Source organism: Nonomuraea polychroma (assembly GCF_004011505.1).
GTDB classification, from domain to species: Bacteria; Actinomycetota; Actinomycetes; order Streptosporangiales; family Streptosporangiaceae; genus Nonomuraea; species Nonomuraea polychroma.
In genome coordinates this window covers 3893055-3917986 of record NZ_SAUN01000001.1, presented here as the reverse complement: position 1 = coordinate 3917986, position 24932 = coordinate 3893055, and the positions used below count along the sequence as shown (strand labels likewise).

23 protein-coding genes are annotated in these 24932 nt (G+C 65.7%); 14 read left to right on the top strand and 9 right to left on the bottom strand.

Annotation, left to right across the window (positions count from 1 at the left end):
- The first annotated feature begins 64 nt into the window (after positions 1-64).
- The 6 genes from EDD27_RS17765 to EDD27_RS17745 are packed head-to-tail and all read left to right on the top strand — an operon-like array spanning position 65 to position 2208.
- On the top strand, positions 65-385 hold the full coding sequence (locus tag EDD27_RS17765) for a VOC family protein (RefSeq protein ID WP_127933426.1): 321 nt from the start codon (positions 65-67) through the stop codon (positions 383-385).
- 57 nt (positions 386-442) lie between these two features.
- Positions 443-667 carry a DUF6221 family protein gene (locus tag EDD27_RS58680; protein WP_421915398.1) on the top strand — a complete coding sequence of 75 codons (225 nt, stop codon included), beginning with the start codon at positions 443-445 and terminating at the stop codon, positions 665-667.
- On the top strand, positions 603-872 hold the full coding sequence (locus EDD27_RS17760; protein ID WP_127933425.1) for a DUF6221 family protein: 270 nt from the start codon (positions 603-605) through the stop codon (positions 870-872). The genes EDD27_RS58680 and EDD27_RS17760 overlap by 65 nt, the downstream gene beginning before the upstream one ends.
- Positions 869-1432: a phage tail tube protein gene (locus EDD27_RS17755; protein ID WP_127933424.1), complete on the top strand. Its 564-nt coding sequence runs from the start codon at positions 869-871 to the stop codon at positions 1430-1432. The genes EDD27_RS17760 and EDD27_RS17755 overlap by 4 nt, the downstream gene beginning before the upstream one ends.
- Positions 1433-1461: 29 nt before the next feature.
- Positions 1462-2001, top strand: coding sequence for a hypothetical protein (locus tag EDD27_RS17750; RefSeq protein ID WP_127933423.1), 540 nt, complete (start codon positions 1462-1464; stop codon positions 1999-2001).
- A gap of 18 nt (positions 2002-2019) precedes the next feature.
- A complete protein-coding gene (locus tag EDD27_RS17745) occupies positions 2020-2208 on the top strand; it encodes a hypothetical protein (protein WP_127933422.1) in 189 nt (62 codons plus the stop codon).
- Positions 2209-2380: 172 nt separating this feature from the next.
- On the opposite strand, the gene EDD27_RS17740 is transcribed toward EDD27_RS17745, so the two are convergent.
- Positions 2381-2719 carry a hypothetical protein gene (locus EDD27_RS17740; protein ID WP_127933421.1) on the bottom strand — a complete coding sequence of 113 codons (339 nt, stop codon included), beginning with the start codon at positions 2717-2719 and terminating at the stop codon, positions 2381-2383.
- A gap of 537 nt (positions 2720-3256) precedes the next feature.
- Between EDD27_RS17740 and EDD27_RS17735 the strand changes: the two genes are divergently transcribed.
- Positions 3257-3724: a hypothetical protein gene (locus EDD27_RS17735; protein WP_127933420.1), complete on the top strand. Its 468-nt coding sequence runs from the start codon at positions 3257-3259 to the stop codon at positions 3722-3724.
- Positions 3721-4137, top strand: a complete 417-nt coding sequence (locus EDD27_RS17730) for a hypothetical protein (protein WP_127933419.1) — start codon at positions 3721-3723, stop codon at positions 4135-4137. The genes EDD27_RS17735 and EDD27_RS17730 overlap by 4 nt, the downstream gene beginning before the upstream one ends.
- Before the next feature lie 391 nt (positions 4138-4528).
- Here the strand turns inward: EDD27_RS17730 and EDD27_RS54295 are convergent, their stop codons facing one another.
- The 3 genes from EDD27_RS54295 to istA form a co-directional block, all read right to left on the bottom strand.
- Positions 4529-4702, bottom strand: coding sequence for a hypothetical protein (locus EDD27_RS54295; protein WP_164903664.1), 174 nt, complete (start codon positions 4700-4702; stop codon positions 4529-4531).
- 872 nt (positions 4703-5574) lie between these two features.
- Entirely contained in the window at positions 5575-6405 is an 831-nt protein-coding gene (gene istB, locus EDD27_RS17725; RefSeq protein WP_277750727.1) for an IS21-like element helper ATPase IstB, read from the bottom strand.
- Between the two features lie 109 nt (positions 6406-6514).
- Complete coding sequence (istA, locus tag EDD27_RS17720) at positions 6515-7993, bottom strand: IS21 family transposase (RefSeq protein WP_127933418.1); 1479 nt, start codon at positions 7991-7993, stop codon at positions 6515-6517.
- 146 nt (positions 7994-8139) lie between these two features.
- On the opposite strand from istA, the gene EDD27_RS17715 reads away from it, so the two are divergent.
- The 3 genes from EDD27_RS17715 to EDD27_RS17705 all read left to right on the top strand — a co-directional run bounded on the left by EDD27_RS17715 (position 8140) and on the right by EDD27_RS17705 (position 10353).
- Complete coding sequence (locus EDD27_RS17715; protein WP_127933417.1) at positions 8140-8481, top strand: hypothetical protein; 342 nt, start codon at positions 8140-8142, stop codon at positions 8479-8481.
- A gap of 148 nt (positions 8482-8629) precedes the next feature.
- Positions 8630-9859: an IS256 family transposase gene (locus EDD27_RS17710; protein WP_127940761.1), complete on the top strand. Its 1230-nt coding sequence runs from the start codon at positions 8630-8632 to the stop codon at positions 9857-9859.
- Complete coding sequence (locus EDD27_RS17705; RefSeq protein WP_127933416.1) at positions 9856-10353, top strand: HAD domain-containing protein; 498 nt, start codon at positions 9856-9858, stop codon at positions 10351-10353. The genes EDD27_RS17710 and EDD27_RS17705 overlap by 4 nt, the downstream gene beginning before the upstream one ends.
- 160 nt (positions 10354-10513) lie before the next feature.
- On the opposite strand, the gene EDD27_RS17700 is transcribed toward EDD27_RS17705, so the two are convergent.
- Together EDD27_RS17700 and EDD27_RS17695 are read right to left on the bottom strand one after the other, a co-directional pair.
- Positions 10514-10735 carry a hypothetical protein gene (locus tag EDD27_RS17700; RefSeq protein ID WP_127933415.1) on the bottom strand — a complete coding sequence of 74 codons (222 nt, stop codon included), beginning with the start codon at positions 10733-10735 and terminating at the stop codon, positions 10514-10516.
- A 248-nt stretch (positions 10736-10983) separates the two neighbouring features.
- On the bottom strand, positions 10984-11226 hold the full coding sequence (locus EDD27_RS17695) for a hypothetical protein (protein WP_127933414.1): 243 nt from the start codon (positions 11224-11226) through the stop codon (positions 10984-10986).
- Between the two features lie 430 nt (positions 11227-11656).
- Between EDD27_RS17695 and EDD27_RS17685 the strand changes: the two genes are divergently transcribed.
- Complete coding sequence (locus EDD27_RS17685) at positions 11657-12481, top strand: hypothetical protein (RefSeq protein WP_127933412.1); 825 nt, start codon at positions 11657-11659, stop codon at positions 12479-12481.
- A 175-nt stretch (positions 12482-12656) separates the two neighbouring features.
- Positions 12657-12824 (top strand): hypothetical protein, encoded by a 168-nt coding sequence (locus EDD27_RS54290; protein ID WP_164903663.1) that lies wholly within the window; start codon positions 12657-12659, stop codon positions 12822-12824.
- A gap of 266 nt (positions 12825-13090) precedes the next feature.
- Here the strand turns inward: EDD27_RS54290 and EDD27_RS17680 are convergent, their stop codons facing one another.
- Positions 13091-13690, bottom strand: a complete 600-nt coding sequence (locus EDD27_RS17680; RefSeq protein ID WP_127933411.1) for a hypothetical protein — start codon at positions 13688-13690, stop codon at positions 13091-13093.
- A 283-nt stretch (positions 13691-13973) separates the two neighbouring features.
- On the opposite strand from EDD27_RS17680, the gene EDD27_RS17675 reads away from it, so the two are divergent.
- Positions 13974-17138: a Tn3 family transposase gene (locus EDD27_RS17675; protein WP_241564093.1), complete on the top strand. Its 3165-nt coding sequence runs from the start codon at positions 13974-13976 to the stop codon at positions 17136-17138.
- Between the two features lie 639 nt (positions 17139-17777).
- On the opposite strand, the gene EDD27_RS17670 is transcribed toward EDD27_RS17675, so the two are convergent.
- Together EDD27_RS17670 and EDD27_RS57800 are read right to left on the bottom strand one after the other, a co-directional pair.
- Positions 17778-18281 (bottom strand): hypothetical protein, encoded by a 504-nt coding sequence (locus EDD27_RS17670; protein ID WP_127933410.1) that lies wholly within the window; start codon positions 18279-18281, stop codon positions 17778-17780.
- Between the two features lies 1 nt (position 18282).
- On the bottom strand, positions 18283-24753 hold the full coding sequence (locus EDD27_RS57800) for a polymorphic toxin-type HINT domain-containing protein (protein WP_127933409.1): 6471 nt from the start codon (positions 24751-24753) through the stop codon (positions 18283-18285).
- Between the last annotated feature and the right edge of the window lie 179 nt (positions 24754-24932).

The following is a 24932-nucleotide window of genomic DNA, read 5'->3' as shown; positions in this document are numbered from 1 at the left end:
CCGAGGCGCAACCAGCCCCGGCGGGCACTCGCCCCACAACCACCGACGCGATACAAGGAGACCCATGCACACCACGCTCATCGTCATCTACACCGACCGCCTGCAGGAGTGCACTGACTTCTACACCAGCGTCGGCCTGCCCCTGCAGATCGAGCAGCACGGCAACGGCCCCGAGCACTACGCCACCGAGCTCGGCACGACGCTCTTCGAGCTCTACCCGACTTCCGAGCGCCGGCCCGCCACCGGCAGCCTCCGCCTGGGTTTCCGCATCCCCGACCACGCCGTGGCCCGCGAACTGCCGCCCGGCCGGCACCTTCTCACCGACCCGGACGGCCGCACGGTCGCCCTGGAGATCATCAAGGAGACGACACGAAGGACGGCGTGAAGCGCTGGCGACGTGCCACCATCGACGACGTCATGAGCAAGCGGCGCGGCTACCGGCGTGCGGCGAAGGGTGAGCAGCGTGGATGACCTGATCGCGTTCCTGCGAGCGCGGCTCGACGAGGAGGAGCAGGCGGCGAACGCTGCGGCAGAAGAGGCACGAGCCCTGGACGGATGGTGGACCCTACGCGGACGACGTCCGAACAGACGGCGGGGGTGTCGTGGCCACCGGCCCATGGACGGCCTACCTCCCGGATCCGCTGCGCCTGCACATCGCCCGCTATGACCCTGCCCGTGTACTCCGAGAGGTAGAAGCCAAGAGGTGCATCCTCGACGCGCTCGCGTCTGATGTCGCCCAGTTCTCCGGCGGAGTCGAGCAACAGAAGTTCGCCGAACGGATGGCGACGTGGGCCAAGGCGTACGCCGTCCTACGCCTGCTCGCCCTGCCGTACGCCGACCACCCGGACTACCAGGAGAGGTGGAAGCCGTGAGCGAAGATCAGAAGGTCCGCATCGTCTGGGTGCCCCAGGTCCGCGACCCCGAGGCGCCCACGGCCGACGAGCTCGCCGCTGGCGTCCCGCTCGGTGAGGCGGACCCTGCCGTCATCGATGACGGCCTCCAGTTCACCAAGGCCGACGGCCCCCCGACGCCGTTCCTGCCTAGGACCGACCGGTACAAGGTCATCCGCTACCCGGGCGGCATGGACGTCATTCGCGAGGACCTCTGCAGCCTGAGCGAGCCCGACTGGATCGTGCTCCGCCCGGCCGAGGGCGTACCACCGGACGCCCTGCCGCCGGGTATCGATGGCTGGTGGCTCGACCGGTACGGCTGGTCCGCCGAAGGGACGATGCTCCACAGCAGCGGGACCGTCCTCCGGTTCGCCCCGGCGGGGCGTTTCGAGGCGCGCGAGGACGGGGCCGTGGCCGAGGTGTTCGAGGTGTGGCCGGGAGTGACATCGAGCCGGCGAAGATCTGGCCCTGCCGCTGCGTGCACGACCTTTAGCGAAGATGTAACGGCAGATCGACCTCGCCGATATGGTCACGTTTGCTGATTGTGCGACCAAGCCCCGCCGAGGTGCCCATGATCTTGATATCTGCCGGTCTTGTCATCGCGTCGGTCGTGCTCCTCATTGCCGGATTCGTCGCCTCGGCGGTACCTCTGATCTCGGCATCCATCGTCACAAGCATCCTCGCAGCCCTCTTTCTGGTGCTCGGGGGCTACATTCGTCGTAAGGAGCTATTCCCGCAGGCCGCAGCGCAGCTTGTCGAGCCTGAACCTGCTCTGGAAGATGAACTGGCGACGATCGCAAAGACGCTTCTGCGGCAGGCGGCGCGGTTAGCCGAGGTCGAAGCAGATGTTCGCGCCAGAGCGGCGGAAGCGGAGAAGCTTCAGATCGAAGCGAAGGAGCACGCTCGGCGCGCCAGAGAGAGCCAGGAATACGCCGCAGCTCAGGAGAAGGCGGCCGAGGCCGTTGAGGAAGTGCTCAAGAACCGTACCGACACCTTGGCGAAGTTCTTCGCCCACCAAAGCCGGAAGACTCAAATCTCGTTCCTGGTGATCGGCGCTGTCCTTGGTGGCGTCGTTGGCGTCGGCATACAGGAACTCGTGAACCTTCTGTGAGTCAGTCGGGGCTTCCTTGTGCGCTTCGAGTGCGGACACGCCTTCCCGACGCCCGAAGCGCTACTTGCCGACCATGCGGCGCTGATCGAGCGGCTCAACGCCAACCCTCTGCCCGACCCCTTCGGGCCGGACCACGCCGCGCCGCTCGCACCGAAGACCGACCCGGAGGCGATCACCGCGTGCCCGCACTGCTCGCACGACCTGTAGATCAGCCGGATGACGCCCGCGGACGGCCACTCTTGTGCTCCCCGGCCCAGCTCGCGCACGGGCCGTACGCCAGTCGCCTCCTCTCCAGAACGAAAGACGCGCCGCCCGTATCCAGGCGGCGCGCCTGACGCCGCGACCCATGTGGGCCGCGGCTCAGCCAGCGGACCGTGAACTATCGTCTCTGGACGGTGAAGTCAGCAGTGGCGATGATGTTCTCGGCCTGCCGATATTGAATGGTGATCGTTCCGGGCTCGGTGCTTTCCATGACGCGGAATGTCGCGGCAGGAATGCCGCCGAATTCTTGAGCTTTGATACTATCAGGGCCGCTTAGCCCGGGATGGGAAATGCTAATCAGGAGGTTCGGGAGGAAACCGATCCCGTCAACGGTTATTTCCGTTCCCGGAGGTCCGGTCTCAGGTGATACGTAGATCCACGGGTTTTGCCTGATTGAGGCGCTTGCGGTCGGAGCCACAGCTCCCGTCACCAGAGCTACCGGGGCCACCAGCGTCATGATGACGTGCTTGATCGTATGCCTTGGCCGCATGAGAAAACTCCCTTGCGTATGGCAGGCTCGCTAGATGTCTAATTCCTCCTTGGGTGCGATGACATCTTCCATCGTTGACTGTCCTTCTCCTGGCCGTCCAGGCACTTGGCCCAAAACTGGGGTTGACAAATTATCCGCAAATGCCCGATTAAACGTGGCTGCACCGGCAGGCCCTCCAATGAGCCCCACGCCGAGACAGTGAGGCGGCGCGCGATCCGCGCGTGCGGCGAGTGCGGGCACGCCCAAGGCGCTGCCGGCCGACCACAACGCCCTTGTGGTCCGGCTCATCGCGTCCGGAGTCGAGCCGCCCGGCGGACCGGTCGAGCCCATCCCGGAAGAGAGATCGACCCGAACGCGATCTGGGTCCGCCCGCACTGCGCGCACGACCTGTAGCACCGTACGCATCACCCCTGGAGCGCCAGCCAATCCGGAACGCTCCACAACTCGATCACGAAGCGCAGCGTCATACGTACTGTTCGCGTCCACATCCCCCAAGGAGGCGCCATGCCGAGCGCGAAGGCAACGGCACGCGACCAGGCCAAAGGCTGCGGCTGCCTGATCGTGGCCATGCTGCTCGTCGTCGGCGGCTGCAACGCCCTGTTCGGCAGCGACGATGCGCCCACGCCTGTCCCCGTCGTGGCGACCGCCACGCCCACCACCGCGCCCGCAATCACGTGGAGCCCCGAACTCATCGCGGACCTCGACGACGACGGCATCGAAGACCGCTACGACGTCGATGCCGACGGCGACGGCGTAACGAGAACCTACGACCGCGACGACGAGGATCCCAACAAGGGCAAGCGCAAGCCCAAGCGCACCACGACGCCCAAGCCCGCAGTCCAGCCCAAACGCGAACAGCCGGCTCCGGTTGCCAAGGCGCACCCCGGCGGATTCTGCGGAACCCCTGTCGCGGTCGGGATCGCCTCCAACGGTCGCACCTACACCTGTAGGGGTGGACATTGGCGCCGATGAAGCTCGCAATCACCGCGGCCCTGACCGTCGTCATCACCGCGGCCGCCGTCGTCGGCATCCTCGCAGCGGCGGGGATGCTGGTCCTCACGCGGCCACCCGCTGAGATCGTCGAGGCGTGCCGGGCCTTCATCCCCGCCTTCCAGGACGCCATGGCAAGCGCCACCCGCGACAACGAGCGAATCCTCCAGACGGAGCTCGCCCACCCCGTGCGCCCATCAGACCACTGGAAGGCCAAGCACCAGGCCGCGCTCGAGGCCGCCGCACTACGCGTGCAGAAGATGCAGGGCGAATGGAGTGGCGTCGCCTGGCAACTCGTACACGCGGCATCCGCCATGCAACCCGAGAACCTGATCGGAGCTGTGGACAAGGAGAACGCACTCAGCGGCGCCCACGCCGCATGTCTGGGCAGATGAGCTTCAGCTATCCCGAAAACGCCCTGCTGCTAGATCGCAGTAGGAGTGCTGGTCTCACCATTTGAAACACGTGAACCGAGTAGCAAGCGAAGACGTCATTATGTATGTAAGAGACAGTGATGGCGTCAAGGTCACTACGTCCACTGGACTAGCATGACTCCACAGTGTGTCGAGCACTATTGATGCAGAAGTGACGTAGCGCAGTATGTATCGCTTCTGAAACATTGCTTGTGCTGGGGAGCGTGCTTACTAACATAGGCAACCCAAGACCCCATAGGTCTACCCGGCCGGATGCCGGGTAGACCGTGGTTGGCGAGGCGTCGCCGGATAGTCGTTGGTAGCGACCGGCGGGAAGCCTCAGTCTCTCAGGCGGTCCTGCGGCCTCCTCGCACTAGAGTGCGAGGGGGCCCGGGCCGTCGCCGTTCCCGAAGTATTTCTCCCAGAGCAGTCGCGCGAGCTCCCACGCCAGTCGGCCCGCGGCCCACGTGACGATCGGAACCCAGCGACGCTGGGGTCGTTCCCCCTTGCTCTGCTCTTCTGGACCCCCGGCGTCGTTTGCCGCCATTGAGCATCACCTTCTCTCGTGATCACCCCGCTGTGGGGTCTTGCCGGACCTCGTGGACAGATCGTGTGTCCGTCGGCCTGGCCGCCGTCCGGGCGACCACGTGGTGCAATTTCGCCCGCATTAGGCGATCACGGAGAGTTGGTTCTTCAAAGACTAGCTGGGCGGGATGCTCCGGGCATTTCGGTGCCGCGCGGGCATGTCGTGCACTCGCCTGGCAGTGCGAAGATCCGTTGGAATACGATAGTTCCCCGACCAGCGCTGACATGAGCGTATGGGGTCAATGCCCATTATCTGGTCGAAACCCGTGTGAGCGTCATGTAACCCTAAGTTCACCCGTCGGGACTATCCCAAGTCGCCAGGAAATGGCACCAAGTAGCCATGGAACGGTCCGGCGATGAGCGGTTCACTATGAAGGTTTGGCTCTTGCGCGTTTCTTCAAGGCCCCCAAGCGATCCGTGATAGACGCCCGCACACGACGACGCGACCCGCAGTCGAGCAGCTGAATACCCCCGGTTGTCGCCGCCATAGGGCCCAGAACGGAAGAGCCGGACGTGGCAGAGACCGACCAGGAGAAGGTCACCCGCTGCCCGCACTGCTCGCACGATTTGGGCACCCTGGAACGCCAACCAGTTGCCGGGCCGCTCAGGGCCGGCGTGACGTCTCATCTGGGGTCTGGTGCGCGACGCCGGACTACAGAGACGATGAAGGGCACCGCCACATCTGGCCACGATCTATGTGGCTGTTCCTGCTCGACGCCAGCTGACAGGAGTGTCAATGGACTCTGAGATTTCCCCGGTGACGGACTTGAGATGTCCCCGCTGGTGGACAGCGGTTCTCCCCGGGATGGACACGGTTTCTCCCCGGGGCTGGGGTTAGTTGAGTGGGACGACGCCGTTGCCGGTGGTGGCTTCGGTGAGCCGGTGGCTGTCACCTTGGGTGACGACGACGTGGGCGTGGTGCAGGAGTCGGTCGACGGTCGCGGTGGCGAGGGTCTTGGGCATGATCTCGTCGAAGCCGGACGGATGCAGGTTGCTGCTGACGGCGAGACTTCGCCGCTCGTAGGCGGCATCGACCAGGCGGTAGAAGCCTTCGGCGGCGTCGGCGGAGACGGGTAGCAGGCCGATGTCGTCGACGATGATGAGGTCGGTGCGGGTGATGCGGGTCATCGCCTTGCTGACGGAGTCGTCGACGCGGTGGCGGCGGACCAGGGCGCCGAGGTCTTCGATGGTGAACCAGGCGACGGTGAGGCCTGCGTCGACGGCGGCTTGGCCGAGGGCTTCGCAGAAGTGGCTTTTGCCGGTCCCGGATGGGCCGCAGATGCATAGGTTCTCCCGGCGGCCGACCCATTCCAGGGTGCGCAGGGCGGACTGGGTCGGGATGGGGATGGAAGAGGCGTCTTCGTTCCAGATGTGGAAGGTCTTGCCGGTGGGGAACGCCGCCCGGCTGCGGCGGGTTCGCAGGTTCGCGGCGTCTCGGCCTGCGGCTTCCTCGGCGAGCAAGGCCCGCACTACTTCGGCGGGATCCCAGCGCTGGGCCTTGGCGGTGGGGACGATTTCGGCCAGTGCCCGGCGGATGTGCGGGAGTTTGAGGCGTCTGGTGAGTGCGATCGCCTCGTCATAGGCGGCGCCCGAGACGGCGGCGCCTGCCGCGGCTGGGGCTGCCAGGCGAGGCGGGGCCGTGGTCGGGATCGGGGTGGTCGTCAACGTGCTTCTCCTTGGGCGGTGGTTTCGGGCAGCGTGCAGCCCGAACGCGGCAGGTCAGGTCATGCGGGCGGGATGCTCGTGCGGGACGGTGCCGAGGGGTGGGCTGAGGTCAGCGGCCAAGTTGGGCCCAGGCCGAGGTGCCGGGTTGCAGGCTGTGGGTCTCGCTCGCCCGTGAGGGGATGTCGGGTTCGCGGGCGCTTTGGTAGTCCAGGATGGCCATCAGGTCATGTTCGGCGAACCGGCCGGCGAGCGCTGCGGTGCCCAGCGCCCGGTCGACGGCCTGGTTGCCGCGGAGTTTGGCCAGGGTGACGGCCTCGGCCATCTTGAATCGGATGCGCGTCACGCCCTGGGCGGCGGCCTCCATCAGCCACTGAGCCGCGCCGGGCCCGATCGCCAGGAAGGCGGCTTCCGCGGCGTTGACCGGCTTGGGAGTGCGCTGGCCGCGGGCGGTGTCGGGGTAGTGCTCGTCGCGGATGCGGGGGTTGCCCGGGGTGGAGCGCTGATGCCGGGCGATCTCGGTGACCATCCCGTCGATGACGGCGGCCACGACGAGCTCGTCGCCGTGGAAGCGCACCCAGACCTTCGAGTCGATCAGCGCGTGCGGGACGGAGTAGCGGACGGACCCGACCGACACGGTCGAGTCCTTGCCCACCTTTCGAGTCTCGCCGAACACGCCGACATAGGGCTGCTCAGGCACCAGATGCAGCCGGAGCCGCTCCTCGGCGAGCATCTGGGCCGGGACTTGGCGGGTCTCTCGATGCAGGCGGCCGTTCACCTCGGCCGTGAACTCAGCGCACGCCACCTCCAGATCGGCGAAGGCCGAGTAGGCGACCCGCAGGTTCACCTCGGTCGGCACCAGGTCCCGCTTAGCGATCCGTACTGTCGCCTCGGTCCCGCCCTTGGACTGCGGGTCGGCCGGCATGCAGGTGCGCATCACCGTCCCGTAATGCCGCCCGATCGGGAGAATGTCAGGGTTACGGACCGCGACCCGGGCCACATGATCGACCGTCACGGTCTTCTCGTTGTCGGTCAGGCAATACGTCGGCACCCCGCCGAACTGGCGAAACGTCGTATCCAGGCAGGCCGCGATCGTCGGCAGCGTCTTGTCGAAGGTCGGGATCACCACCCGAAACCGCGACCAGGCCAGCCACGCGCACCACAACTGCGTCTGACGTCCATCGACCTTGGGACCAAACCCCCAGTCCCACTGCATCCACAACCCCGGCTCGACGATCCACGGCCGGTGCACCCGGCGGTTGCCCGCCCGATACGACTTCTTCGCCGCCGCGACCGCCCGCCGGGTTGTGCGGTCGGTGCCGGTGAACCCCATCGCCCGCAGCTTCTTATGGACGACATCGCCGCCGATCCGGCCGCCCGACCGCTCGACCAGCTCCTCGATCTTCGGCATGAACTCGTCGATCATCTTCGGCCGGTCTGCCCGCACCGTCGGATCCACTCCCGTGCCCCGCAGCAGCACATACCGGCGCACCGTGTGATGGTCACAACCCGCCAGCTCAGCCGCTGCGCGGTAACTGCCCGTGAGGTCATACGCCTCAAGAATCTCCATGATCTCCTCATCGCTCTTCACGAGCGCCCACTCTGCCGAGTAGGCCAGGACGAACCCGTGGGGAGATCCGGTGTCCGTCAGCGGGGAGAACTCATGTCCGTCGATGGGGGCCGTTCATGTCCGCCATTGGGGATTCTGCCGTGTCCACTGACACAGGAGGGACGCGCATGACGGAGCCCAAGACCCCGCAGCAGATGATCCCGCAGGGATATCCTCTCTGGCTCATACAGGAGGATTACGCGGGCGAGCCCCCCGGCACATACCTGGCCGCCAGCGTCTGCCATCTGGTGATCGGCTGGGTGGCAGGCATGGATCCCGAGGGTCCGCACTGGTCCCCAGTTTTGGCTGTCGATGGCGGCTTGGCGTTCCTGGAGGACGTCGACAAGCCCGGAGCCAAGATCTGGAGCGTCAGCTTCTTCACCACAGTGCCGCCAGTCGACGGTGGCCGAATCCGCCACAGGCGCCACGCGCCGAGGCGCCCTCCAACCGAAGCTGAAGCGGAGCAATGATCGAAGCCTGTGGATCGCCGGGAAGGGGTGTACCTTCCCGGATCACCCGATGATGGTTTCGAGATAAGGCCGACGTTGCAGCGTCGGCCGGGAAGGCACACCCGTGCCGCTTACCGTAGTCCCTGATCCTCCCTCCGACGACAGCCGCCTGGCCTCCGATTCGGCCGCGCTGATCGACCAGATCGTCCGCGAAGGCGCCCGCCGTATGCTGGCCGCCGCCCTGCAGGCCGAGGCGGACGCCTACATCGCTCAGTTCGCCGACGAGCGCGACGTCAACGGCCGCCGTCTGGTGGTGCGCAACGGCTCCCACGCCCCGCGCGAGGTTCTCACCGCGGCCGGCGCGATCGTGGTCCGCGCGCCCCGTATCAACGACAAGCGCACCGACCTTGTCACCGGCGAGCGTAGACGGTTCGCCTCGTCCATCCTGCCGCCGTGGTGCCGCAAGACTCCGAAGGTCAGCGAGGTGTTGCCGCTGCTGTACCTGCACGGCCTGTCCTCGGGCGACTTCGTCCCGGCGTTGGGGCAGTTCCTCGGCTCGACCTCGGGGCTGTCGGCATCGGTGATCACGAAGCTGGCCGAGCAGTGGAAGGCCGAGCAGCGCGCCTTCGCCACCCGGGACCTGTCGGGTGTGGACTACGTGTACCTGTGGGCCGACGGCATCCACGTCAACGTGCGCCTGGAGGAGGAGCGCCTGTGCCTGCTGGTGATGATCGGCGTGCGCTCCGACGGCCGCAAAGAGCTCGTCGCCTTGGCCGACGGCTACCGCGAATCCACCGAATCGTGGGCCGATCTACTGCGCGATTGCAAGCGGCGCGGGATGCGCGCTCCGATGCTGGCCGTCGCCGACGGGGCGCTGGGGTTCTGGGGCGCGCTGGGCGAGGTGTTCCCGCAGACCAGAGCCCAGAGGTGCTGGTTTCATAAGATCGCCAATGTGCTCGGGGCGCTACCGAAGTCCGCGCACCCGGGAGCGAAGAAGGCGCTGGCCGAGATCTGGAACGCCGAGGACAAAGAGCACGCCGAGGCGGCGGTGGCGGCGTTCCAGGACGCTTACGGCGCCAAGTACGGCAAGGCCGTGGCCAAGGTCACGGACGATGTCGACGAGCTGCTGGCGTTCTACGACTTCCCGGCCGAGCACTGGATCCACCTGCGCACGACCAACCCCATCGAGTCGACGTTCGCCACGGTCCGGCACCGCACCAAGGTCACCGAAGGGCCGGGATCACGCGCGGCCGGGCTTGCCATGGCGTTCAAACTGATCGAGTCGGCCCAGGCGCGCTGGCGCTCGGTCAACGCGCCTCACCTGGTGGCTCTCGTGCGTGCCGGAGCCCGCTTCGAACGCGGCGTACTCATCGAACGTGACGAGGCTAGTGCAGCATGACCGGTCATACCGAACGCCCGCTGCTCTTCCTCGACGTCGACGGGCCCCTTCTCCCTTTTGGCGAGGACCCGCAACGCGCACCGCGGGGTACTACACCGGACTCGCGCTTGGCGCGGCTCACCTCCGAGGTGGGGAGTCGGCTGGCAGCGCTGCCCTGCGAACTCGTCTGGGCGACGACCTGGGAAGAGGAGGCGAATGCCGAGATAGCACCCCGAATCGGCCTGTCGCGGCTACCCGTCGTGAGGTGGCCGGAGGCAACTGAACACCACGAACGTGAGGACCAATGGTTCGGGCTCTGTTGGAAGACCCGGCCCCTGGTGAACTGGGCGGGCGGACGCCCGTTCGCCTGGGTCGACGACGAGATCACCGACGCCGATAGGGAGTGGGTCTCCACGCACCATAGCGGCCGGGCTCTCCTCCACCACGTGGAGTCATACAGGGGACTCGCCGACGAAGACTTCGCAGTCCTCGATCAATGGCTTCGAGCCCTGTGAATCACCCGCAATCCACAGAATTTGACAATTGCTCCTGAAGCGCACCCTCCCGTCGAGAGCGACACCGAGCAACCCTCCGAGCAGCCCCCGCTGAGGGCGACACGTGACGAAAGGTACCGACCGAGCTTGCCGCGTTGTCCGCGTAGTTGCCTGATCGCGGTCAGTCTCTGAGGAGCTCCTGGAAGTGCTCGCAGTCGATGGCGTGCCACTCGCGCACGAGGACCTGGCCGTCAACGGTGACCACCTCGGCATGCCAGGCGAGGCAGTCATGGCAGGGCCAGATCTCGTACGGGGTGCCATCGTCTTGGAAGGCGGCGAGATCGATCGATCCCACCGGCGCCGAGTAGATCGTGTTCGGCTTGCGATTCTTGGGGGGTTCCACGATGGCCAGTATCGACGAAGGCCCCGCACAGGCCGGAACCGTGCGGGGGCCTTCTGGTGTGTCGCTACCTCCCCCCGACGATCGCATCTCACGCCGCCGTATCCCCCGCGCGACGACGTCGAGCACGGCGTGATGAGGTAGCGACAAAGCGTGATCGATGACGTCATGAGGAGTCAGCGCGGATACCGGCGTAGGGGTGAGCAGGCCGGAAAGTCAGGCAGCCGCGCCCTTGTCGCGCATGGGGTGTGCTATCTGCGCCCGGGGTCATAGGCGAATTCCGTGTAGCCGTAGCCCGGATCGCGCTTCAGTACCTGGCGCAGGGCGAGCGCACCGAGGGCCAGGAGCAGGCATTCCTCCTCGGTCCAGTCCTCCCGGCCCTCCTCTCGATATCGCTGCGCCAAGACGGCGGCTTCCCGGTGGTGATTCACCAGAGCCGCGATGTGGCGGCCCGCTTCCCACAGGTCGTGCTTCTTCTCGGTCTCGGCGCTCATCGGCGTCTCCTTTCCTGTTTAGTCCTCGATGAGGACTTGACGCGGGAGAGTAGACAACATCGACCCGGTTTGCGTCTTGTGCTGGATTGACTACCTAAGTAACGGCTGGTTGTCGATGAGCCAGTCATCCGGACACCCGCGGGCGGCCGCTCTTGCGCTCCCAGGTGGCCAGCCACCGCCGCACCGCGGCGGCCGACCAGATCTTGCCCGCGGCCAGATCTGCGAGCGGCTGAGGGAAATCGTCGCGCTTGGTCAGCTGGTCGGCCCGCTGGCGACTCAGTGGCTGATTGACGGCCGCCGCGATCTCCCCGAACCTTGAGGTGCAGCGGTAGTCACGAAACGGCCAGCACAGGTGTGAAGTAACACCAGACTCGCCATCAGCGATTACGCGACAGAGCAGCGATCCACTCATGGGCATGGCGAGGCAGCGATGAAGCTGTGGGACTGGCTGACCGGCAGGAACAAGCCACGACGCGAACGCCCCCCTGCCTTCGCAGCCACCGTCTTCCGCCTTCTGCCGCGCTTGGACCAACCCGAACCAGAGCTCACCGGTAGCGATCCTGACGCTCAGCGAAAGCTCAACAACTGGCGTAGCTCCGAACCAAACCTCCGCGCCATCATCGACCGGCTCGCGAAAGCGCGCGACCCAGCCGTCGCCAACGCCTTTCTCCTGCTGGCCAAAACCATCCGCTACCAGCCAGGCCGCCGGGACGACACCCTCGCCGCCTACATTGATGCTCTCTACTACGACCGGCACAACGCGGACCTGTGGCGGGAGCTGATCGACTATGCCGCCTCGGCACCGCACATTCCCATGCTCGCCGCGCTCTTCCGGCGGGCTCCCGCCGACGTGCGCCCCGTCCTGCTAGGCCAATTCCTGTCCATCTCGGACGGCAACGATCGTATGGGTAACCTCGACCCCGCCAACGGTCCGCGCCTCCGCGACGCTCTTGCCGAGGCCGCCCACGCAGAGGCGGACCGACCCAGCATCGCCGCCCTGGCCGCCGACGCTGCCCGCCGCGCGGAAGCCGCAGGAGAGCAGGACGTCGCTGTCCACCACTGGCGAGTCGCCGTTGCAGCCGGCAGTACAGATCCCATGGTCGCCGACCGCTTCACCATATGGCTCACCCAGCAGGGCGAATATGCGGAGGCCGCGCACGTCCTACGGCAAACTCTTGCCGTGCCGCCCAAAGGAACAACCGTCAGACAGCGCTTGGAAAAGCGCCTTGCCCGCTGCGAAAGGGCCCTCGGCTGACCGCGTCCGGGGTCGGGCACGCGACCGCGGGCCCTCTCTCCGCCGACTCGCTTCCGGCCCTCAGGTCTACCTCAGGAGGCACGCTAACCTCACCGAAGTCTGGGCATGCGGGAACACCTCGCGGCGACGATCCGGGCGTCGCACACTACGAGCAGGTGAAGGAGCGGGAGAAACTATGAACGTCAGCAATCGTGTCGCCCGTATCATCGTCTGCATCTGGTGGTGGCCGTTTGTCTTGGCATACATGGCATTCGGCGACCTGACTGCCACCCAGATCCTCGGCTTGGCGATCGCCAGCCTCATTGGGACCGCAGTAATGGGGTTCTTTGTCTCGCTTAGTTAATGGAAGCTCTTCGGTGGGAGTAGTCGGCGACGGCGAGCCCCTGAGCGAAGAACAACTCGCGGCTGGCATGCCCGGACGCCGGTCTGGCGGCCGGCGACCATTCTCGAATGGAAACGGCCCGGCCAGGCCGCCGGCGGCGGCTCAACGCTCACCCGCTGGCCGACCCGTTCCCAGACGAGCCTCCCGCCCCGTTGGAACCGAAGACGGACCCGGAGGAGATCACCGTGTGCCAGCACTGCGCGCACGATCTATAGCCCAATGACGCATCACTCTGGCGCTGCGCGTCTGGCATTCAAGTCAGCGAGTTGGCTCTGGATGCGCTCGTGCACCTGACGCGTTGATCTATCGGGTTTCCAGTCGCCAGGTGCCCGGAGCCATTCCAGGGTGGTGTGCTCGATGTCCTTCACGTCAGCTGATGTCGCGCGGAGCTTGTTCATGAGCTGTCGAGGGTCTGTGCTGTTCATGAAGTGCACGTCAAGTAATAGGTCGACCGCTTGACCGATGAGCGCCACCCACACCGCGAAGCGTTCATGAGGGGAAGCTACGTGGCGGCGTAGAGGCTTCGGCAGGTGAGCCATGATCCACTTGTACGTCTTGTAGATGCGGCCCCGTACAGAATAGTTCGAGTAAAGTCGAACAATTCGACCAGTGAGCACGTTGAACTGCTCAAGGGCATCCTCAACCGTCCGATGATCAGGATTAGGCAGGAGAACCTGACTCGCGAGTCCGGTGATTTCCTTCGAAAGCCTTCGAGCTGCGTCTGCGTACTGAAGCGCGATAGTGCGGCGGTGTTCTTCGTCGCGCGCGCGACGATCAGTCCTCGCCATCAGCCGGGACGCGTACCAGGCCGCGGCGAGCGCGCCCATGACGCCGAATGCTGCACCGCCGAAATCGCCCCAGACGACATCGTGCCACCAGTCCCAGCTGTCTGGTGGAGCCTGGACGTTGACTACAGGGGGGGCAGACCAAGTACGAGAGAAAGGGACAGTGGGGTGTAGAGGCGCTGCTCAGAGGGCTCGTTTGTCCGATGATGTGACCCTCCGCTTGGGTTTGGTTGCGGTTTGATGAACATGACCATTCGGCAGGGTTGATCATCGCTACGGTTTTCGGCGTCTGGACGCCGGGATCGAGGCGAGGGACGGCCCTAGGATGACGTGGATCGAGCGGACCGCCTATCCGCAGTTCAAGCGGCTGACGTCGGCGCGGGTGCTGCACGTGTTCTTCACGCCGTCGTCGGAAGAGGTGGCCTGGGCCGAAAAGCGCACCGGCAGCCCGGAGTCGTGCTTCGCGCTGGTGCTGGCGTTGAAGTGTTTTCAGAAGATGGCGCGTTTCCCATCCCCGGACGAGATTCCCGAGGTGGTGATCGACCACGTCCGACGCTGCCTGGAGTTGGCCGAGGACGTCTGCCCGGACCATGGCTCCTCCGGCAGCGCGAAGGCGCATCGCAAGCTGGTGCGCCAGCGTCAGGGTGTGAAGTACGGCGCGGGCCGGGCCCGGGCGATCGCCGCGGTGGCGATTCGGGAGGCGGCTCAGGCCAAGAACAACCCGGCGGATCTGATCAACGTGGCGATCGAGGAGTTGCTCCGGCTCCGGCTGGAGCTGCTGGGGTACACGACGCTGGAGGACCTGGCCACCAGCATCCGCGCTGAGGTGAACGCCACCATCTTCGCCACGATCCTGCAGCGGATGGGCGAGGCCGGCCGGGCCCGGATGGAGGGTCTGCTCGTCGTCGGGTCGGACGGCAAATCGACGTTCAACCGGCTCAAGAAGCCCGCCCAGCGGGCCACCTGGTCGCGGTTCAGGGATCAGGTGAGATGGCTGGATCAGGTGGACGCGCTCGGCGACACCGACGCGTGGCTGGACGGCATCGCGCCGTCGAAGATCGCCGACTTCGCTGGGGAGGCCGACGCCCAGGACGCCGACACCTTGTCGCGCTACGAGGCGGTCAAGCAGGTGGCGTTGCTGGCGTGTCTGACGCATACCGCCCGGATGCGGGCGCGCGATGACCTGGCCGAGATGTTGTGCAAGCGGATGGCCTCCCACGTCAAGCGGGCTAAGGCGGAGCTGGAGGAGATCCGCGCCCGGCAGCGCGCGACCAGTGAGCGGCTGATCGGCACCTATCGTCAGGTGCTGGAACGTCTCGACCCCGGCAGCGAGACCTCGGCCGCCGGGGTCGAGGCGGTGGCGCGGGCCATGGAGGCGGTGACCTCGTGCGCGGCGGGCGCCGGGCAAGTCCAGGCGCTGGGCGAGATGCTGTCGGCGCTCGTGGTGCAGACCCACAGCGTGCAGGCGGTGCGGGCGGCGGTGGAGCAGGCCGGCGGGTTCGCCGCGCAGCTGGCCGATATCGAGGAGGTTGCCGCCTTCCACGGCGACGCGCACGAGCTGCTGGTGTACCGGTTCTTCAAGAAGGACCGGCCGGCGCTGTTCGAGCTGGCGGGCAAGCTGCGGCTGAAGGCCACCTCCAGCGACGATTCGGTGCTGGTCGCGCTGGCGCACGCCCGTGAGCATTCACCCAAGCGGCGCGACTTCATCCCGCTGCCCCCGGCGGTGGAGGAGGATGAGCCGGAGTCGGGCATCGCGTTCGCCTCGGGCAACTGGCGGCGCGCGGTGACCGACCGGCGCCGCCCCGGCATGGTGGCGCGGCGGCCTTTCGAGGCGATGGTGTTCTGCTACCTGGCCGAGGAACTGCGCACCGGAGACGTGGCCGTGCTCGGCTCGAACGAGTACGCCGGCTGGAGCGCGCACCTGCTTCCCTGGGAAGACTGCCAGGCACGGCTGGCGGCGTTCTGCGAGAAGGTCGGGCTGCCCGATACGCCTGCCGGTTTCGTCGCCCATCTCAAGGACGCCCATCTGAGTGCGGCCGCGCATCTGGATGCCGGCTACCTCGACAATGCCGACCTGGTCATCGACGAGAGTGGTGTGCCCACCCTCAAGCGCCGCCGCGGCAAGGGCAGCGATGCCGAGGCCGAACGGCTGGCGGCCGCGATCGAGCGGCGCATGCCCGAACGCTCACTGCTGTCGATCGTGGCGCGTACCGCCCACTGGCTGAGCTGGTATCGCCACTTCGGCCCCGCCTCCGGCTCCGACCCCAAGATCAAGGACAAGCTGGGGCGGTACTCGTTGGCGGTGTTCACCGGCGGCATCAACATCGGCCCGTACGAGGCGGCCAAGCACATCGCCGGCGTCACCGCCCGCGAGTTGTCCATGGTCCGCAACCGGCACATCACCCTGAAGAAGCTCAACGCCGCGATCGCCGATGTGGTCAACGCCTTCGCCGAGCTGGATGTGGTCAAGGCCTGGGGCGACGGCAGCACGGTCGCCGCCGACGGCACCCAGGTAGACACCTACATCGATAATCTGCTCGCCGAGACCAGCATCCGGTACGGAGGATTCGGCGGCATCGCCTACCACTACATCTCCGACACCTACGTGGCGCTCTTCTCCCGCTTCATCCCGTGCGGAGTGTGGGAGGCGGTACACCTGATCGAGGGGCTACTGGCCAACACCTCCGACATCCAGCCCTCCACCGTGCACGCCGACACCCAAGGCCAGAACTTCCCGGTCTTCGCCCTCGCGACCTTGTTCGGGTTCGACCTGATGCCGCGCATCCGCAACTTCAAGGACCTGATCTTCTTCCGCGCCTCGGAGAAGATCGCCTACCCGCACATCGACCAGCTGTTCGGCGAGAGCGGCCGCAACGTCATCGACTGGAAGCTGATCGACAAGCACTGGATCGACCTGATGCAGGTGGCGATCTCCATCAGCGAGGGCCGCCTCAGCTCGGCCACGCTGATGCGGCGCCTGCGCTCCAACTCCCGCAAGAACCGCATCTACAAAGCCTTTCGCGAGGTCGGCCGCAGTGTACGCACTGTCGCCCTGCTGCGGTACCTGGCAGACCCGGCGCTACGGGCCCGGGTCACCGCGGCGACCAACAAGGTCGAGTCCTACAACGGGTTCTCCAAGTGGCTCGGCTTCGGCGGCGTGCTGGCCGACAACGACCCCGAAGAGCAAGAGAAACTGATCAAATTCAACACCCTGCTGGCCAACCTGGTCGTCTTCCACAACGCCCTGGACATCTCCGACATCGTGCGGCAGCTGGTCGCCGAGGGCTGGCAGATCACCGCCGACTCTCGCTGCTCTCTCACCAAGTTCGCCACTCGTCGGCAATATCGCGCCTCGGTATTCCATGGCGTGCGGCCAACCCATCCAGATCGACGCCTGCCTCCGCAAGCACCTCGTCGATATACGTACACAGTTGATCACGCTCGCCAGTGGCATATGTGTCATCGTCATGATCACGATTGGTCGTGGTGAGCTTAAGAATGAGGCGCTTAACAGCCGCCAGCACGGTGTCGTCCGACTGGACGTCGAGACAAGCGATATCTCGCTCGAATGCTTCCAGAGCCTCGTCGGTCCGCGAGAGCATGGTCTCTGGAAACATTTCGGCCTTGTCTGCCCAGTCAGCCCTCAACTCTCCAGACGCGACCTGTCGCGCCTCCTCTTCGAGGCCCTCGCGCCACAGTACGGTTGGTCGAATTGCCATGAGCCAGGCATACCGTCCCATCACTATGGCCTGAAGAAGTGATCTCTACAGAAGACTTTCCGCGCAGGCATCAATCCTAGCTTTGTTAGCACCTGTTCCGATAGCCGTGGGAATTGTTAGTGTTGTGCGGCAGGTCCTTTTTGCCGCCGAACTCGTCGAACGTCTTTCCTTCTAGTTCATTCAGGGTCTGTCCTTGCTTAGGCAGGCGATAGTCGACATTGGCCACGTCGTCACGGGTGTATCCGAGTCTCTTCAATTTCCCGCCGGCCCAGTGTAATATTCATTATCTTCAAAGATCTGATTCATTCTCACGTAATGGACTCGGAATAATTTAGCCCGACCTAGACCCCTCAACCCCGCAGTCCGCCGTACTAAGCCCCGGCAGCGACGGTGAATGGTTACTTTCCTGGCTAAAATGCCTCGCTGTCCGGCTCGAAAAATGCCGCATACAGCGAGCTATCTGGTGTACCTTCTCGAAGTCTAATTGGAATCCTGCGCCTCAGTTCTCTTTCGGAGAGGATTTTAAGGTTATGTCTGCTAACGATATCTATTATCAAAGCCTCCGAGGTCGTTCCGTATTGACTTGCTGTTTCCAGCAACCGAAGTGGGCCGTGGCCGTCGCTACCGGAGGCAAAGACGACCGCGTAAGGTCCGACCATGGAAAGACGAACGGTCAGATATTGCTCACTTTGAATAGTAAACGTAAAGCATACGTCGCAATTGATATCTGTATCGTCGATAACAGCTCCGAGCGAAGACAGTTCTCTGAACAGCTCCGAATAAGGATTCCGGTCCATAGCTTCTCTTACGAAAAACCACTTGGGATCGTCCAGATCGCCATAGGAGCGGGTCAGGAACTCCAGATAGTCGGCCAGATCGCCGTATTTACTGTCTCTGCCTTTGCGTGATCCCAACCTATCTATATTCCCTTCCCTTGGGGTGGGCGTGCACCTTGCCCGAGCCATCTATATGGACGCGGACTTGAGTTTGCCAGCCTCCTCTTGGACCTCGACCGACTGGTTTTCCGAAATCATAATCACGCACGTTCGGGCGCCCAGGCACGGGCTTGCCGTGCTTCCATGCGTATTCCGCATAGGCATCCGCCTCGGCCCTGCTGTTGAAATATGATGTCGGCTCACCTCTGCGTACACGGTCATTATAGCCCTTTGATCCATAGACGTGTTGATCCTGTTTTTGACGTGAAACTCCGGAGAAGCAAGGGCTAGCGTTGTGGACCAGGACAGGCGTCTCGCCCGCCAGCACATAGAACGTATGGAAGTCATCGACCGTGAGATTATGGACGCGCTGACCGTTGGCGGACCATTTGGCGACAGCTGCAATCTGTACATAAGTTCCAGCACTCGTCTGGAGCCATTGCGTCGGCTGCAACTCCCCAGCTTGCATCCATCGGCGTGCGGTGGGCACCCAGAAAGGATGCGTATCCGTGGCCACAATATTATCCCGGCTACCTGTGCCACCCGCCGAGATCTTCACCATGTTCTTGGGGCCCTTGCTAGTGATCAGAGCGACCACCGTCTTCGGTGCTGTCTCTCCAGTTGTGAAGTTAGTAGCGAGGACTTTGTCGCCTACTTTGATCTCGTCGATGGGCTTGCTGGAGCCGTCCGCCGTGAGCACCTTCGTGCCCGGGGTGAAGCTGCTACATGGGCGGTATTTGGGCTTGTGGTTACCGCCGCGTCCGCGGGTAGCCCTGCGGAATAGAAATTGCTCAATGACGCCTTCGCCCTCGCCGATGAGGCCTGCGCGCTCACCTCTGCCGTCAGAGCAGCGCTTTTCGCTGCAATGTGTCCTGTTGTATCTGTCCTGCGCCGCTTTGTGCTGGTTGTAATCCTTCTTCAGGTAACGCTCGCGGGCTTGCTTACGCTGCTCCTCCTGACGCCGCCTCTCGGTTTCCCGCTTGCGGTCCCGCTCGTACTGCTGGTGTCGCTTCTTGTGGATTTTGCGTTCGCGGGCGGTCTTCTTTTTGCCGCTGGCGTGGTGGGTTTTGGCGAACGTCGCATCGGATTTCCGGTTGCCGGTGTCGACGCGGCGGCCGTCGGGGTCGGCGAGGTCGATGGGGTTGTTGGCGGCGTAGGAGTAGGCGTTGGCCCATTCGGGGGTGCGCAGGTCGAGTTCGGGGTCGGTGGAGATAAACTTGGCGATAGTGGGGTCGTAGTAGCGGGCGCCGAGGTAGGTCAGGCCGGTGGAGGCGTCTTCAGCTTTGCCGAGGAAACCGCGGTCGGTGAAGGGCAGATCATCCGCACCGCGCCGCTGGCCGAAGGGCAGGTAGCGTTCGCGGCTGATGGTGCCGGTGCTGTCGTTGACGGCCAGCTGGGTGCTGCCGTGCATCCCGGCGAGTAGCCAGGTGACCCCGGTCTCGCGCATGGCGACCAAGGTGGCGTCGGCGGTGCTGTAGTAGCGCTTGCCGGTGACCTGGCCGCCTGCCAGGCGCAGTTCCATAGCGCCGAGGTAGAGGGTGGCGCTGCCGTCAGGGTCGCGCCGGATCAAGCGTTCGCCGTCAGTGTCGTAGACCATGGACGTCTGCTGGCCGTCGATCGTGGCTCGATCGAGCTGGCCGAGCGGGTTCCAATCGAACGTGGCCTGTTTCCCGGCGACGGTGCGGGCGGCAAGCTGGCCTGCATTGTCGTAGGCGTAGGTGTCGGTGCCGGCGGGGCGGGTGATGGCGGTGACCGCGTTCGGGCGGATGGCGGTGGCGCCGGGGGTGGGATAGGTGTAGGTGGCCGTCTGGCCGTTGTCGGTCAGGCTGGTGATGTTGCCGACGTTGTCGTAGCTGTAGGCCTGGCTGTAGGGGTCGATGCCCTGGGCGTCGCCGGTGCCGGTACACGAACTCCCGGTGGTGGTGTAGGCCGTCTTCAGACGGAGCAGGCCGTCGTAGCTGAAGCATTCTGACTGGCCGTCGGTAATACCAGGGATGGCCGAGGCGGCGTCCAGGACGCGGGCGATGCTGCCAGCAATGTTGTAGCTGTAGCGGTCGTCTTGGACGGTTTCCGGGGTGGCGGTGTCGACCTTGGTCTGGGTGGTGACCCGGGAGAGCCAGTCGGTGGCGGGGTCGCGTTCGAGGAGGCGCTTGATCTGGCCGCTCGCGCCCAGCGTGCGGCTGGCCAGCTTGCCGGTGAGGGTGAAGGTGGTGTCCTTCACAAAAGTGGACCCGGCCAGGTCGGAGGTCAGGCCCTTGGCGAAGCCGAGATCGGTGTAGCTGTGCGTGAGGGTTTCGGAGGCCAGGCCCCCGGCCGCCGGCATACCCTCTTGGCGCAGGTTGCCGGCGGCGTCGTAGGCGGTGGTGAAGACATAGTCGCCGCCGAGCGCCCCCTCACTCGCGGGCACGGTGAGCTTGGTGGTGGTGGGCCGGTAGTCGCTGTCGTAGCCGGTGACCGTCTGGGTGTAGGCCTGCCCGCCGGTGTAGCGGGTGGCAGCGTCCGGCTGGCCCTTGGCGAGGGTGTCGTAGCTCCACTCGGCGAGCTTGATGCCGGTGATCGGCTCGCCGGCCCATTGAGCGGTGCGGCGGCCGAGGTCGTCGTAGCTGGTGGAGATCTTCTGGCCCTTACCGTCGATGCTCCAGATCTGCCGGCCTGCTGCGTCGTAGCCGTGGCTGGAGGTGCCCGCGTCCGGGTCGGAGGCGGCGGTGCGCCGGTCCAGCCAGTCGTAGGTGTAGCTGCGGACGTTGCCGTTGGCGTCCGTCATCCGGGTGAGGTTGTCGCCCAGGTCGTAGCCGTAGCTGGTGTCGGCGTGGCTGGTGGCGTCGGACCATTCCTCGACCTTGACGACGCGGTCGAAGGCGTCGGTGACGGTGGCGGTCTTGCCGCCGACCGGCGGGGTGACCTTGCTGCGCTCGGTTCCCGGGTAGGTGGTGCTGGTGCGGCGCAGCTCGGTGGCCTCGTGGTAGGCGATCGCAGCGGTGGGCCGCTCCAGCCCGTCATAGAGGGTCTTGGTCCACTGCGGCGGGCTGGTCAGCGCCGGGTTGAGCAGCCCGCTGCCCGGGTCGTTGCTGTTGTGCACCGGCTCGGAGATGGCTTCGGCCAGGCCGCGCGGGTCGTAGGTGGTGGCGATGACGATCCGGCCGCCGCCCGGCGAGGCGGTCTGCGTCTCCCGGGTGCGGCCGAGGCCGTCGTCGTAGCTGTGCGTGGTGGTCCATGTCGCTGCGGTGCCGGTGCCGGTCAGCAGCTGCTTGACCGTGGTCTTGATCGGCGCCGTGGGCTGGCCCAGCCCACCATTGAACGGGATGTCATATGCGACCGTTGCGCTGGGAGTGCCGCCGCTGCGCGGCTGGCCCGGCTTCCACAACGCCGTGGTGCGGCCGAGGGCGTCGTAGTCCATCTCGGCGGTCTTGCCGTTGGCGTCGGTCACCGCGGTCGGCTCGCCCAGGATGTGCGACAGGCGGGTGGTGACGGTGTGGCCGCGCGGATTGGTGACGGTGATGCCGTCTTTGGGCCAGCCGACGGCCGGAGTGTAGGTGGTCGTGGTGGTCTTGTTGAGCGGGTCGGTGGAGGTCAGCGTCCACCCGTAGTCATCGAAGGTGGCCTTGCTGACTGAGATGGTGGAGGCGGCAGCGAAGGAGCGGACCTCGGTGGGGTTGCCGTCGCTCGGCTTGTTCGTCGCCGGATCCGTGCCCGCGTCGTACAGGGTGACGGTCTTGCCGACCAGCGTGCCGGCGGTGCAGTCGTCGCCGGCGCGTTTCTCCTCCACCGACGGGAAGTCGACCAGCCAATGGCCGGGGTCAGCGTTGCGGGCGTAGGAGGTGGTGGTACAGGAGTTATCGGTCCTCACGCCGTCCTGGCCGTAGTCATTGACCTTGGTCGGCAGGCCGTCGCTGTTGTAGGCGGTCCGTTCATCGGTGTAGCGCCAGGTGCCACCGGTCACTTTCTGCCGCGAGCGCTCCCGGGTCTGCAGAACAAGGGCGGGGTCCATGCTCCCCGGGCCGTTACCGGTGGTCTGGAGCGTGTACTCCCAGCGGGTGGAATCGACCTCTGTGTAGGCGCGCGGGCTGAACGAGGTCATCTGCCACGTCTGCTCCTGCAGCACCTGACCCTGCAACAGCGGCGCGTCGGTGATAGCGGTGCCGTCGAAGTGGGTGACCTGCAGCTCGCTGCCGCGCAGGAACGTCTGCGTGGTGACGGTGTAGCCAGCCGGATCGGTGCCCGATCCCTGCAGCGTGCGGACCTCGGCATAGCCGCGCCAGTCCGTGCCCGAGGGGGCCAACGCGGGCTCGGCGAACTGCACCGGGTTGGCCCAGCGCGGGCTACCCAGGAACTCATAACTGTGCACCATGTCCGGGGAGCCGGCGACCATATCCCGCTCGACCACCTTGGTGGCCAGCTGCTTGTAGTAGCGGGTCCAGGCCTCAAAACCCGAGGTGGGGTCGGTGCCCATGTCGATCTGGTAGCAGTCGCCCACCTGGTCGGCCAGGTAGTTGGAGCCATCGCGGCCCTTGCCCCCGCCACACGGATCCGCCTGGCCGTAGGTGACCTCGATCCGGCCACCCATCCCGTTGCCGATCGCGGCGATGCGCGGCACCATCCGCCAGGACACCTGGCTTGGCCAGTCGGAGGTGTTGATGTAGTCCATCTTTCCGGCCAGCATCACCGCGTCGAAGTCCAGCGGCGGCAGCGTGACGTTCGGGCTGGCCGCCTGGCCAGCCTGTTGCACGGTCTCCAGCCACATCACCGAGTCGAACGGCAGCCCTTGATCGGTGCGCTGATACATCCAGGCGTGGGTGAAGTTCAGCCGATCCACCGGATCCCACACACCCGATGTGGGGTTGCGGGACTCGGTGCCGATAGTGGTGAGCTTACGGGTGGAGAAGAACGCGATCGCGTCGTTGGCGCACCCGGCCGCCTGGTCGCAGCGCAGGTCGGTAGGCACATCGCCGCCGTCGCGGGCAGCAGTGGTGAACGTGGTGCGCGCGGTCGGCGTACTGCCGGCAACCTGCGTGTTGTGCCCCCACGACACCGACGCCAGGAACCCGCCCCGATCATACGGCAGCGTCTGGTAGACCTCATCGACGCACGAGGGCAGGCAGAAGTAGTTCGTCTCCCGGGTGTAGGAGTAGTCGATCACGTTCTCGTTGCGGTCGGCCTCCTGGTCCAAGTTCCACCGCCACACCCCGGTACAGGTCGGCGGGATGGCGTTGTTCCAGTACCGGTCAAAACACGGCTCGCCGTTGTCATCTCCGACGTAGGGGACCTGCCACTGGGCGTCCCTGGTGGAGCCGAACCGCCAGACCTGCCCCTCCCGGTCGGTGATCTTCCAGTAGGGGTTGCCGTCCGCGCCCCCGGCCACCTGCTCGATCTTCCAGCCGAAGTCCGGGACCGTCTTCCAGCCGCCTGAGGTGCGGTCCTTGACGATCTGCGCCGACCGGCCGCCCGCGCTCAGCACCAGCTCCGACTGCGTCAGATCATTGGTGGTCGAATCGCCGTCGGTCTGATCCGGGGACTCCCAGCACAACGCCCGGCCCGACGTGCTCTCCTGGGCGATCCACACCAGCTCGGCAGTGTCGGGGTCGTAGTAGGTCGACACCGTGCAGCGGCGATAGCGCCGCTCGATGAAGCCCGCGCTCAGGTCCCAGCCAGCCCCGACCACGCCGGACTGGTTGTTGGTCCACGCCCCCTGACCGTCCACCGACGAGGCGTCGTACTGCAACGACAGATCCGGGCCCTCACCGGCCGGCGACGGCGGCTCCGGAAGCGGCACCTCATAGTCGAACCCGCCACCGGACGTGCCCGCCTGCCACGTGCCGGACGGTTTGAGGTCGGTGGCGCCCCAGTTGCCGTCCGGCCCCTTCACATTGGCCGCCAGCATGTACACCGAGCCCTCCGCGAGTTGCGCGGTCAGCATGGTGTCGGACGCCTTGGCCGCGTCCTTCTTGCGGTCCTTGCCCAACCCGGGCGCCTGCGCGGTGGTCTGCCTGGTGTTGGCCGGAGCCGCCTCCACCTCGGCGGTCAGCGTGCCCGTCTTGAGATCGTTGACCGAAGGCACCACCGTCGGCCGCACCACACACGAGCGCGGACGCGGCTGCTGCAGCGCGCATGCGGGTAACCGCAGCACCTGCAGCCGGCTCACAAATTGGCCACCGTAGGCGTCGCGGAAGCCGGCGTAAGAAAATGCCGCCCGTACCTTGCCCGGGGCGGTCTGGCCATCGGCTCGTACCAGCCGGGCGGCGATCCCTACCCCGCCCAGCTTCTGTGCGGCCTCGGGGGAGAGCGTCTCGATCGTGACCTTATCCAGCCCGGCTCCTCGGACCTGGCCCACCTTCACCGGCAGCGCCCCAGCGTCGGCCAGCTTGCCCGGCTGCGGCACGGCCACTTCGGCCTTGCCCGGCTGGGGCCAGACTGGCTTCTTCGGCTCGACCTTCAGCCGCAACGTGAAGGCCAAGCCGGTGCCGCGGCGGGTCGGGCTCCGGCGATGGGCTCTCAGAAGCAGGTCCGGTCGCTGCTCGGGATCTGTGCGGGTATCGTCCCTTCGAATGGTGATCTAGGAGGCGTGAGCCGCCGCGCCCAGGGCTCACACGGAGGAGGCCGGGAATGGCTGACCACCTGTACGACAGTCGGCTG

Coding starts and splice junctions, on each gene's coding strand:
- EDD27_RS17765 (WP_127933426.1), top strand. CDS start 65: ATGCACACCACGCTCATCGTCATCTACACCGACCGCCTGCAGGAGTGC.
- EDD27_RS17750 (WP_127933423.1), top strand. CDS start 1,462: ATGATCTTGATATCTGCCGGTCTTGTCATCGCGTCGGTCGTGCTCCTC.
- EDD27_RS17740 (WP_127933421.1), bottom strand. CDS start 2,719: ATGACGCTGGTGGCCCCGGTAGCTCTGGTGACGGGAGCTGTGGCTCCG.
- EDD27_RS17735 (WP_127933420.1), top strand. CDS start 3,257: ATGCCGAGCGCGAAGGCAACGGCACGCGACCAGGCCAAAGGCTGCGGC.
- EDD27_RS17730 (WP_127933419.1), top strand. CDS start 3,721: ATGAAGCTCGCAATCACCGCGGCCCTGACCGTCGTCATCACCGCGGCC.
- EDD27_RS54295 (WP_164903664.1), bottom strand. CDS start 4,702: ATGGCGGCAAACGACGCCGGGGGTCCAGAAGAGCAGAGCAAGGGGGAA.
- EDD27_RS17715 (WP_127933417.1), top strand. CDS start 8,140: ATGACGGAGCCCAAGACCCCGCAGCAGATGATCCCGCAGGGATATCCT.
- EDD27_RS17705 (WP_127933416.1), top strand. CDS start 9,856: ATGACCGGTCATACCGAACGCCCGCTGCTCTTCCTCGACGTCGACGGG.
- EDD27_RS17695 (WP_127933414.1), bottom strand. CDS start 11,226: ATGAGCGCCGAGACCGAGAAGAAGCACGACCTGTGGGAAGCGGGCCGC.
- EDD27_RS17685 (WP_127933412.1), top strand. CDS start 11,657: ATGAAGCTGTGGGACTGGCTGACCGGCAGGAACAAGCCACGACGCGAA.
- EDD27_RS54290 (WP_164903663.1), top strand. CDS start 12,657: ATGAACGTCAGCAATCGTGTCGCCCGTATCATCGTCTGCATCTGGTGG.
- EDD27_RS17680 (WP_127933411.1), bottom strand. CDS start 13,690: ATGGGCGCGCTCGCCGCGGCCTGGTACGCGTCCCGGCTGATGGCGAGG.
- EDD27_RS17675 (WP_241564093.1), top strand. CDS start 13,974: ATGACGTGGATCGAGCGGACCGCCTATCCGCAGTTCAAGCGGCTGACG.